Annotated in this window: 9 protein-coding genes; 6 read left to right on the top strand and 3 right to left on the bottom strand. The window is 64.3% G+C overall.

Annotated elements, in window-relative coordinates; translation table 11 throughout:
* Positions 1-285: 285 nt before the first annotated feature.
* Complete coding sequence (glpK, locus tag HYG81_RS24145) at positions 286-1827, top strand: glycerol kinase GlpK (protein WP_180842215.1); 1542 nt, start codon at positions 286-288, stop codon at positions 1825-1827.
* Positions 1828-1830: 3 nt separating this feature from the next.
* Positions 1831-2904 (top strand): DUF7973 family transport facilitator, encoded by a 1074-nt coding sequence (locus HYG81_RS24140; RefSeq protein WP_180842214.1) that lies wholly within the window; start codon positions 1831-1833, stop codon positions 2902-2904.
* Positions 2905-3049: 145 nt separating this feature from the next.
* Here the strand turns inward: HYG81_RS24140 and HYG81_RS24135 are convergent, their stop codons facing one another.
* Entirely contained in the window at positions 3050-3490 is a 441-nt protein-coding gene (locus HYG81_RS24135; protein WP_180842213.1) for a response regulator, read from the bottom strand.
* 277 nt (positions 3491-3767) lie between these two features.
* Between HYG81_RS24135 and HYG81_RS24130 the strand changes: the two genes are divergently transcribed.
* Positions 3768-4451 carry an HAD-IIB family hydrolase gene (locus HYG81_RS24130; protein WP_180842212.1) on the top strand — a complete coding sequence of 228 codons (684 nt, stop codon included), beginning with the start codon at positions 3768-3770 and terminating at the stop codon, positions 4449-4451.
* 32 nt (positions 4452-4483) lie between these two features.
* On the opposite strand, the gene HYG81_RS24125 is transcribed toward HYG81_RS24130, so the two are convergent.
* Together HYG81_RS24125 and HYG81_RS24120 are read right to left on the bottom strand one after the other, a co-directional pair.
* The gene (locus tag HYG81_RS24125; protein WP_180842211.1) at positions 4484-5566 is read right to left on the bottom strand and encodes a hypothetical protein; all 1083 of its coding nucleotides are present in this window, start codon (positions 5564-5566) and stop codon (positions 4484-4486) included.
* 165 nt (positions 5567-5731) lie between these two features.
* A complete protein-coding gene (locus HYG81_RS24120; RefSeq protein ID WP_180842210.1) occupies positions 5732-6094 on the bottom strand; it encodes a hypothetical protein in 363 nt (120 codons plus the stop codon).
* 276 nt (positions 6095-6370) lie between these two features.
* Here HYG81_RS24120 and HYG81_RS24115 point away from each other — a divergent pair, with 276 nt between their 5' ends.
* From HYG81_RS24115 to HYG81_RS24105, 3 genes are all read left to right on the top strand, one after another.
* Positions 6371-7366, top strand: coding sequence for a phosphate signaling complex PhoU family protein (locus tag HYG81_RS24115; RefSeq protein ID WP_180842209.1), 996 nt, complete (start codon positions 6371-6373; stop codon positions 7364-7366).
* Positions 7367-7700: 334 nt separating this feature from the next.
* The gene (locus tag HYG81_RS24110; RefSeq protein ID WP_180842208.1) at positions 7701-8975 is read left to right on the top strand and encodes a Single-stranded DNA binding protein; all 1275 of its coding nucleotides are present in this window, start codon (positions 7701-7703) and stop codon (positions 8973-8975) included.
* Entirely contained in the window at positions 8972-10744 is a 1773-nt protein-coding gene (locus HYG81_RS24105) for a hypothetical protein (protein WP_180842207.1), read from the top strand. The genes HYG81_RS24110 and HYG81_RS24105 overlap by 4 nt, the downstream gene beginning before the upstream one ends.
* Positions 10745-10747 lie beyond the last annotated feature (3 nt).

The following is a 10747-nucleotide window of genomic DNA, read 5'->3' as shown; positions in this document are numbered from 1 at the left end:
ACCCCTCCCATTATTTTATCGGTGGTGGTCGAACGGCCGTAAATTCCTGTGCGGGCCGGTTCGTCCACGGCGGGGCAACGCAGTTATACGACCAATCCGATGACTTCGGGTCCGTTGTATTCCCGCATCTGGACCGTTCTGACGTCTGTTCATCGTTGTACTGGTAACCCTATGTCATGTTGTGACACGTTCAGAAACATTTATAATGATCGTCAAAATTGTTTACCGATATCGCGCGACCATCAGTAAATTGTCGCGTGGCGACACAACACCGGGTGAATACGAGTGACAGAAACCACGTACGTCGGTGCGGTCGACCAGGGGACGACCGGGACCCGCTTCATCGTCTTCGATCACGAAGGGCAGGTCGTCGCGAACGCCTACGAGAAACACGAACAGATCTATCCGGAGCCCGGCTGGGTCGAACACGACCCGATGGAAATCTGGGAGAACACCAAAGACGTCATCCGACAGGCGCTTGGGCAAGCGGACATCGGTCCCGACCGACTCGAGGCCATCGGGGTGACCAACCAGCGGGAGACGACGCTGCTGTGGGACGCAGACTCCGGGAGGCCGGTCCACAACGCGATCGTCTGGCAGGACCGCCGAACGACCGACCGCGTCGAACGGCTCGAGGACGACGGGATGGTCGAGACCATCCGCGACAAGACCGGCCTCGAGGCCGACGCCTACTTCTCGGCGACGAAAGCCGAGTGGCTGCTCGACAACGCCGATCCGATCAAACTCGAGCGCTCTCGTCCCCAGGATATCCGCGACCGCGCGGAGGAGGGCGAGGTCCTGTTCGGCACCATCGACTCGTGGTTGATCTACAACCTCACGGGCGAGCACATTACGGAGGTCACGAACGCCTCGCGGACGATGCTGTACAACATCCACGACCTCGCGTGGGACGACGACCTCCTCGCGGAGTTCTCGATTCCCGAGGCGATGTTGCCCGAGGTTCGGCCCTCGAGCGACGACGCCACCTACGGGTCGACCGATCCGGACGGCTTCCTCGAGGCCGAAATTCCGGTCGCGGGGGCGCTGGGCGACCAGCAAGCGGCCCTGTTCGGGCAGACCTGTTTCGACGCCGGCGACGCGAAGAACACCTACGGAACGGGCTCGTTCTTCCTGATGAACACCGGTAACGAGGCGGTCGCATCCGATCACGGCCTGCTGACGACGATCGGCTTCCAGCGCTCGGGCGAGGATGTACAGTACGCGCTCGAGGGATCGATCTTCATCACCGGCGCGGCGATCGAGTGGCTCGAGGACATGACGCTGATCGACGATCCCGCCGAGACGGCCGAACTCGCCCGCAGCGTCGACACGACCGACGGCGTCTACGTCGTTCCCGCCTTTACGGGACTGGGAGCGCCTCACTGGGACCAGCGCGCCCGCGGGACCATCGTCGGGATGACCCGGGGAACGCGGAAGGAACACGTCGTTCGCGCGACCCTCGAGTCGATCGCCTACCAGACGCGTGACGTCGCGGAGGCGATGGAGGCGGACTCGGGCATCGAAATGCGCTCGCTGAAGGTCGACGGGGGCGCGGTCAAGAACAACTTCCTCTGTCAGCTCCAGTCGGACATCATCGGCTCGGAAATCGTTCGCCCGGTCGTCGACGAGACCACGGCGCTGGGGTCGGCCTACGCGGCCGGGCTCGCGGTCGACTACTGGAGCGATCCCAATGAGTTGCGGAGCAACTGGCAGGTCGACGCGGAGTTCGAACCCGAGATGGATCGAGCGGTCGCCGATCGGCAGTACGACCGCTGGTCGGACGCCGTTGACAGATCGCGCGACTGGGCGCGGGACGCGGAGGAGTAATCCATGTTTCAGGTACTTCTGCAGGTCCCCGTCATCGGGATGGAGTTCGAGGCGTTCGCCGTCTTGCTTATCGCCGCCCTCGCCGGCGGCGCGTTCGGCGCGGCGCTCGGAGCGCTTCCCTCGTTTGTCTTCACGGGGTTCGTCGTCTTCCTCGGCGAGGGGCTGGCCGTCCTCGAGGGTGAGTTCGGCGGACTCGAGGCCGTCGGCGCCGGCGACATCGCGACCGGCATCACCGGGACGATCGGCTTTGGCGCGGTCACCGGTCCCCACATCGCCTTCGCCGGCGGTGTGGCCGCGACGGCGTACGCCGGCCGGAAGTACCCCGAGATGGAGCCCGACGACTGGGACTACCACTTCGGGAAGAACATTCTGTACGCGTTCGGGACCAAGCCCGACATCCTCGCGGTCGGTGCGATCTTCGGCGTCCTCGGGATGTTCATCACGCAGGTGATGAACGGGCTCGGCTTCCCGACGGACAACATCGCGCTCTCGGTCGTGGCGACGGCGTTCCTGGCGCGGCTCGCCTTCGGCTACCCGCTCGTCGGCAGGGTCGGCGGCTCGGGCATTCTCGACATGTCCCCCTTCGAGCGCGAGGAGAAACGCGTGGCAGCCGACGGCGGCACTGAGGCCAATCGGCTGGCGACCGAACCCTGGCTGCCACACCAGTACGAGTGGGCGGGCGTCACCGCCATCGGCATCGTCGGCGGGATCCTCGGCGGCTTCATCTGGCTCGAGACCGGGAGCATCTTCCTCGGGTATGCGATTTCCGCGATGAGTCTGCTGTTTCTCAATCTCGGCGTCGAGAAGATCCCCGTCACCCACCACATCACGCTGTTGGGTTCGACGGGTGCGGTGATTGCAGCGTCGACCGTCGGGAGCGACCCGATAGTGCTGCTCGTCGCCGGTGCGTTCGGCGCGATCTCCGGCCTCATCGGTGAGGTGAGCCAGCGGGTGTTCTACTCGCACTCCGGGACGCACGTCGACCCGCCGGCGATGGCGATCGCGGCGTTCATGTTCGTCTTGGGAATTCTCTATCTGCTCGGGGTGCTCCCCAACGCGGGCTACCTCGGGCTCTAACGGAATTCGGACTCCAACTGCGCTCCGTCTCTCCGATCGACTGGTGGAGATTTCGGTTTACGGCACTCTTGAAACGCAACGAGAGCGACGATTGTCCCCTGAGCGGCAAGTATAGGGAAAGGAGTTATCGTGAAAGCTGTCTCAATCACTCTTCTCGCATAACTGCTAATCGGAACTTCTCGAACGACCGGATTACCTCAACGAACTCGCCGGGGTCAACTGGCTTTTTGAGGACTGCGTCTTCGTCCGCATCGTGATCGAGGTCACGGGACTCGATCAGGTCTTCTTTCATTCCAGTCAGGATGACCACCGGGACGTGATCCAACTCGGGGTGGTGTTTGATTTCGTGTAGAACGTCTTCACCGTCCACTTTCGGCAGATTTAGATCGAGTAATACGATGTCCGGTCGGGGAGCGTCCTCGTACTCTCCACGTTGATAGATGAAGTCGAGTGCTGACTGGCCATCAGTGACGGCGTTGAGCGTGTTTTCGATGTTGCCGTCCGAGAAGGCTTCTTCAATGAGACGAACGTCCCCGGGATTGTCTTCTACCAGGAGTATCACTGCCTCTGATGACCCACTTCCCATGGTGTGATGAATTGGGTAACTCGATATAAGAGATTCGGTGAGGTAGCTACTGGACGGGATTCCAGACCTTCACTATCGACTATCGATTCCTGTTATCGGTCAGTACGTCCGTGTAGTGAACGCGTGTTCCGCGAAGAAACAGTCCGTAGAAACGGATTTCGGCAGGGCCTGCAGAACGAATTCCCAATCGGGTGGCCGAGGGCGTCACTGATGGTCCGTCAGTCTCGAGCACGCCCGAACCGACTCTTTTAGGGCGCGCAGCCCTCGAGTGACGCACATGACCGCCGATCCGCCGCTCGTCCTCGACATCGACGGCACCCTGACCCGTCCCGAAGGCTGGGGGATCGATCCGCGCGTCTTCGATCCGCTCCGCGAGTGGGACGCGCCCGTCGTGATCGCGACCGGGAAGGCCTTCCCCTACCCCGTCGCGCTCTGTCACTTCGTCGGCATCCCCGAGCTCGTCGTCGCCGAAAACGGCGGCGTCGTCTACACCGGCGACGACGTTTACTTCACCGCCGACCGCGAGGCCGCCCGGGCCGTCGCCGAGGAGTACCGGGCCGCCGGCTACGACCTCGGCTGGGGTACGGAAGACACCGTCAACCGCTGGCGGGAAACCGAGATCGCCGTCAACTTAGAGCAGCCGATCGAACCCTTGCGCGAGATCGCCGCGAAACACGGACTCGAGGTGATCGACACCGGCTACGCCTACCACGTCAAGGACACCGATCCGAACAAGGGCGAGGGACTCGAGCGGATCGCCGATCACGTCGGTATCGACCTCGCGGACTGCGTCGCCGTCGGCGACTCGATCAACGACGTCTCGACGTTCGAGGCGGTCGGCCGGAGCTTCGCCGTCAGCAACGCCGATGAGATGGCGAAGGCGGCCGCCGACGAGGTGCTCGACGGCCTGCACGCGGACGGGACGCTCGCGGTGCTCGAGCGCGTCCGAAACGAGAAATAAATCAGTTCGTTCCGTCGTTCCCTCGCCCGTCGCTACTCGTTGTCCTCGAGCACATCGTCGACCCACTGCTCGGGGACGACGCGTATCTGACTGTCAGCCTGTAGCGAGTCCGCGGTGACGAACACGATCTCGTCGCCACCGGCGACGGCCATCCCCCCGCCCGCGACGGAATCCCAGTGATTCAGTACGGTGTCGGGGATCGTCAGGGTTCGCTCGCCGTCGATCTCGGTGCTCGCGACGTAGCGGATCCCGTCAGCGTCCTGAATCGGATCGAACTCCTGTGAGACGAAGACGGCGTCGTCCTCGCGAATCCCCCAGAACGCTTCGGAACTGAGCGATAGAATATTCTGATCGAACGCGCGCTGTGGGACCGGAAGTTCGCTGCTGTGTTCGTCGAACGCCGCTGCACCAAGGCGCTCGTACGATTCGGTTGACTCGATTTCGGCGCTGACGGACCTGTCGGATTCGCTCTCGGCGCTATCGGGACTCTCCGATTCGCTCTCAGCGGTAGCGGACTCGCTTTCGGGACCGTCGGACTCGCTCTCGAGATCACCAGTCTCGCTGTCGGACTCAGCGGACTCGGTCGCCACGTCGGCGAGTCGCTCCTCGTCGGTGCCGGTCTCGACGACGTCCGTCTGGTCGATCTCGGCCGCGTCCACGTCGCTCTCGGGGTCGGGACTCGAGTCGACGTCCTCGATATCGATGGAAGTCCCGGCGACGCGCTGGGCCTCGTCTCCGGTGTGCCGGCCGCCGCCGGCGTCTCGTTCCTCGAGGTCGTCGATCTCGGGTCCGGTGCTGACGACGTCCGTCTGATCGATGTCGCTCCGCGCGCCGCGTCTCTCGTCCGACCGTCGCTGGGCGATCGCGACCGCGAGGAGCACGCCACTCAGGACGAGTTGGCCGACGCCGTGCTCGCGCTCGCCCCGGCGGAGCGCTCGGACGCCCCGGAGGAGACTCACCCCGCCGCCGATACCCGCCGGGAGGCCCGATTCGATGCCCCCTCGGACGGACTGGAGCGCCCTCGAGACGGACTCGCGGCTGAATTTCGATTCGCTGTGCTCGGATTCGGTCGTGGAACTGTCGCCGGTTTCGGTGGTGGGATCTCGCTTGCTCATGTTCGAGTTGGCTGTTTCGATCCGTCGCAGGCGATCTATCGAGTAGTGAGAACGCGGTGACGGTAGGAAACGTGTCTGGTCGGTGGTGGCTGCTGGTGGTTGGTGGCTGGCTGCTGGTGGTTGGTGGCTGACACCCGTCTCGTGACGAGTGAGCGAGTTCCCGATTCAGCTCTCGGCGCTCGAGTCACCGTCTCCCGTGCTATCGGCGAACTCGTCGGTCTCTTCCTCGGCCGACGACTGCACGTCGTCCATGTCGAAGGTGGAGCCGACTTCCTCCTCGTTGATCGCTTGCTCGAGGGTCCCCGTATCGGTCACCGCGCTCAAGCCCTTCTCTTCGACCGCGGACTTGATCTCTCCGGCGTCGATCGCCGAGTCAACGTTCCCGCCGTTCGTCGACGATTTCAGCGCTCGTCGGACGATCAGATAGCCCGCCAGTGCCGCGCCGCCGGAGGCGATCGCTCCCGGAACGCCGTAGCGTTTGTAGCCGAACGTGACCGCTTTCTTGCCGATCGTGTAGGCGCCAATCATGAACGAAGATTGCGCTGGAACGCGGAAGAGGGCGAGGCTTTCGTACGGAAGCGCTGATCGTCGTCAGGGATCATCGGTGAGACCAACGGCGCAACACGGAGTCCGACTCGAGAGCGCCTATATAGATGTCGAGTCTCACCAACTGTCATCGTTCTATTCGGCAAATACCTCGGGCAGGACCGTGATAACAGCCGGCCGTGTCAGGTATTGCTGGTACGCCGACGGTTCTCTATAGATTTGCCCATATTTATATTCGGGCGGTCTGAATCCGGGGACATGGAGACGCGCAAGGTCCAGGTGACGGGCGGGTCGACGTACACCGTCTCGCTGCCGAAAACGTGGGCGACCGAGAACGGCGTCAGCGCCGGCACGACCGTCGAATTCTATCCCGAAGACAGCGCGCTGTTGCTGACGCCCCAGAGCGAAACGGAGCGCCAGGAGGGGACCCTCGACATCTCGAACATCGAAGGCGAGCGCCTGACCCGCGCTGTCATGACGATGTACGTCAGCGGCTTCGATATCATCAGGCTCGAGGCGGGGCGCATTACGACTGACCAGCGTCGCGCGATCCGCAGCGCCACGCAGGGGCTGGTCGGTGTCGAAGTGCTCGAGGAAACGAACGATAGCGTGGTCATTCAGGACCTCCTCGATTCCTCGGAGCTGTCGATCGTCAACGCCGTCACGCGGATGCGCCTGATCGCCCAATCGATGCTCGAGGATGCCGTCCGAGCGCTGATCGAGGACGACGACGACATCGCCCACGACGTGATCGAGCGCGACGACGACGTCGACCGGCTCTGGCTCGTCGTCTCGCGGATCTTCCGCGCGACGCTTCGCTCCCCGCGGGCGGCCGAGGAACTCGGCGTCCCGCGCGAGGACTGTTTCGACTTTCACTCGAGCGCCCGCCAGCTCGAGCGCGTCGCTGACCACGCCGCCAAAATCAGTAACATCGCGCTCAAACTTGGCGAGATCCCCGACCCGGTCGCCGAGGCGCTCGGGGAACTGCACACGGACGCTTCCACCGTCCTCGAGAAGTCGATGGACGCGCTGTTCGCCGACGAAACGGAGGAGGCGAACCGACTCGGCCACGACGCCCGTGAGGCCGTCCTCGAGATCGACGAGCACACCCGCCAGATCGACGATATGCTCCGGGATCTCGACCCGGTCCAGGCCCAGTCGCTGGGGTTGATCGTCGACTCGCTGTCACGGAGCGCCGATTACGGCGGCAATATCGCCGAGACGGCGCTGCAGAAGGCCGCACCGAGACCCTGAGAAGACGATCACACTGCGTACAATCATCTCAGTGAACGGTGAATGAAGCAGTGGATTCTGATGGGATACATGAGAAGAGAAGTGTCCTGCTACCGTGGCAACAGGGGATCGCCACGCCCTCCCCAACCGATTCGCTCGGTCATGCTTCCCTCGCTCATCCCTCGCACAGCTTCGCGCCGCGGTTCATTGGCATTCACCGCGGCACAGCGCGCGCCACCGCATGCCGGGTGGATGACTTCGCTATTGATGACCAATAGTCTGATCTGTTATCCGGCGGATTCACTTTCACCCTCCTCCGGGAACGCTTTTTACGCCCCGACTCGAAAGGCAAGTGATGGAACTCGACGATCATGCCGAGGATCTCGCCTCCGACCTCGGTGTTGACAAAGAGGAGGTCATAGACGACCTGCAGAACCTGGTGGAGTACAGCGTCCCGGTCGACGAGGCGAAACAGAGCCTCCGGCGAAAGTACGGCGGCGGGTCCAGCGGCGGTAGCGGGACACCGTCAGCCAAGGATATCGCCGAAATAACGCCCGACGACGGCAACGTCACCGTCACCGGCGTCGTCCTGACCGCGGGCGAGCGGTCGATCCGCTATCAGGGCTCCGATCACGTCATCGTCGAAGGCCGACTGGCCGACGACACCGGCGTCATCGACTACACCGCGTGGGAGGACTTCGGCCTCGAGCCCGGCGACACGATCACCGCGGGCAACGCGGGCGTCCGCGAGTGGGACGGCGAACCCGAACTCAACCTCGGCGAGAGCACCTCGCTCTCTTTCGAGGAGGAATCCCTTGAGGTACCCTACGAGATCGGCGGCGACGCGCAACTAGCCGAACTGCGGACCGGTGACCGCGCGGTCACCATCGAGGTCAGCGTCCTCGAGTGTGAACGAAAGACGATCGACGGCCGCGACGGCGAGACCGACATCCTGAGCGGCGTCTTCGGCGACGAGAGCGGCCGGCTCCCCTTTACGAACTGGGATCCGGCCCCCGAAATCGAAGACGGCGGAACGGTCCGCATCGAGAACGCCTACGTACAGGAGTTCCGCGGGGTTCCCGAGATCAACGTCTCCGAGTTCTCGCGAGTCACCGAACTCGACCGCGAGGTCGATGTCGGAACCAACACGTCGACGATGGACGTCGGCGACGCCGTCGGCACCGGCGGCATCTACGACGTCGAAGTCGTGGGGAACCTGCTCGCGGTCCGTGACGGCTCCGGACTCATTCAGCGCTGTCCGGAGTGTTATCGGGTTATCCAGAAAGGGCAGTGCAGAACCCACGGCGACGTCGACGGGATCGACGACCTGCGCGTCAAGGCGATCCTCGACGACGGTACCGGTACCGTCACCGTCGTCCTCGACGACGAACTCACCGAGCGAGTCTACGACGGCACTCTCGATGACGCCCTCGAGCAGGCCCGCGAAGCGATGGACCAGGAGGTCGTCGCGGATCGGATCCGCGAGCGCATCGTCGGCCGCGAGTACTGCGTCCGGGGACACCTCTCGGTCGACGAGTACGGCGCGAATCTGGACGCCGAACTCTTCGAGGAGAGCGACGACGATCCGGCCGCCCGTGCGACGACCTTCCTCGAGGAGGTGGACGCATGAGCGCGAATGGCAACGGCGACGACGAGATTCCGGGGCGAGAACTCGCCTACCGGCTCTTCGCGGCCGAGTACGACGACGCCTCGTTCTCCTACGCGGAGAGCGACGAGGAACGCGCGCCGAACTACGTGATCACGCCGACCGGCGCGCGACTCAACCGCGTCTTCGCAGTCGGAACGCTCACCGAGGTCACGTCGGTCAACGACGAGATGGTTCGCGCCCGCGTCGTCGACCCGACCGGCGCGTTCGTCGTCTACGCCGGCCAGTACCAGCCCGATGAACTGGCGTTCCTCGAACAGGCCGAACCCCCCGCTTTCGTCGCGGTGACTGGGAAGGCCCGGACCTTCCAGCCCGACGATTCGGACCAGGTCTACACCTCGATCCGGCCGGAGAGCATCGCGACGGTCGACGCCGACACCCGGGACCGCTGGGTTGTCAGCGCGGCCGAGCAGACCCTCGATCGCATCGGCACCTACGCTGGGGCCGCCGATCTCGAACTGGACGGCGAAGCACTGACCGACGCGCTGCTCGAGGCCGGCGTCGAATCCGGCCTCGCGGCGGGGATTCCGCTCGCGCAGGAGCACTACGGGACGACGCCGTCGTACCTCGCGGCGCTGCGAGCGTGCGCGCTCGAGGCGGTCGAAGTCGTCGCGGGCGAGCGCGATCAGGTGAGCGGACTCGCTCTCGCACCCGGCGCGACGAGCCCCGAGTTCGACGCGTCGTTCGCCTCGCTCGCCGACCTCGACGGCGTCGATATCGACGTGCTCGAGGCCAGCCTCGAATCCGAAGCCGATCCCGAGGCGACGGAACCGGTCGCGGCGACAACCGACGGGAGCGGTACGGCTGCAGCCGACCCCGACGACGCCCATTCCGGCTCCGCGGCGGGAACGGCGACGAGTGAGGGGCACGAGAGTACCGACATCGATGCGGATCTCGAGACCGAGGACGCCGAGGCAGAACCCGATGCCGAGGTGGACGATACCGACGAATTCGACGGTGCCGACGAACCGGACGTCGAATCGGACGACACTGACGAACCGGATGCCGAGGCCGATGCAGGCGAGACGGCAGCCGACGCCCTCGAGGCCGAGGACGGTGCCGAGACGGCAAGCAGTGACGAGGCGGCGAGCGAGGTCGACGACGAGACTACCGACGTCGCAGCGGCTGCATCCGACGAAACGGATGACGAAGCCGACGACGAACTCGGCGATTTCGACGCCGGCGACGTAGACGACGGCATGTACGAGATGGACGAGTCGGAACGCGAAGAGCTCGAGGAGGAGTTCGGCACGGAGTTTACCGCTGGCTCCGAAGTCGACGAGCCCGGCGAAGCGGGGATCGACGTTTCCGAACCCGAGGACGAGTCGGACGATGGCGAGACCGCTGGTTCGGAATCCGACGAGTCTGACGACGATATCGGCACACCGCCTGAATCCGGACTCGAGGCAGCGGAATCGGACGAATCGGATGAGCCGGACGAAACCGCCGTCTCGGAATCCGCGGCCGACGAGGAAGCCGAGGCCGACGGTACCGAATCTGACGATGGGACCGTCGAGGACGACGAAGCGGCCGACGACGTCGACCTCGAGGCCTACGTCGTCGAGACGATGGACGAACTCGACGACGGCGACGGTGCCGACCGGACGGAACTGATCGAGACGGTCGCCGCCGACACCGGCGCGTCCGCCGATGACGTGGAGAGCGCCATCCAGGACGCGCTGATGGGCGGCCAGTGTTACGAGCCCGACGACGAGACGCTGAAAGCGATCTGATCG

The organism is Natrinema zhouii (genome assembly GCF_013456555.2).
GTDB lineage: Archaea > Halobacteriota > Halobacteria > Halobacteriales > Natrialbaceae > Natrinema > Natrinema zhouii.
This window is presented reverse-complemented; position numbering and strand designations above follow the sequence as displayed.

Coding starts and splice junctions, on each gene's coding strand:
- HYG81_RS24140 (WP_180842214.1), top strand. CDS start 1,831: ATGTTTCAGGTACTTCTGCAGGTCCCCGTCATCGGGATGGAGTTCGAG.
- HYG81_RS24135 (WP_180842213.1), bottom strand. CDS start 3,490: ATGGGAAGTGGGTCATCAGAGGCAGTGATACTCCTGGTAGAAGACAAT.
- HYG81_RS24130 (WP_180842212.1), top strand. CDS start 3,768: ATGACCGCCGATCCGCCGCTCGTCCTCGACATCGACGGCACCCTGACC.
- HYG81_RS24125 (WP_180842211.1), bottom strand. CDS start 5,566: ATGAGCAAGCGAGATCCCACCACCGAAACCGGCGACAGTTCCACGACC.
- HYG81_RS24120 (WP_180842210.1), bottom strand. CDS start 6,094: ATGATTGGCGCCTACACGATCGGCAAGAAAGCGGTCACGTTCGGCTAC.
- HYG81_RS24115 (WP_180842209.1), top strand. CDS start 6,371: ATGGAGACGCGCAAGGTCCAGGTGACGGGCGGGTCGACGTACACCGTC.
- HYG81_RS24110 (WP_180842208.1), top strand. CDS start 7,701: ATGGAACTCGACGATCATGCCGAGGATCTCGCCTCCGACCTCGGTGTT.
- HYG81_RS24105 (WP_180842207.1), top strand. CDS start 8,972: ATGAGCGCGAATGGCAACGGCGACGACGAGATTCCGGGGCGAGAACTC.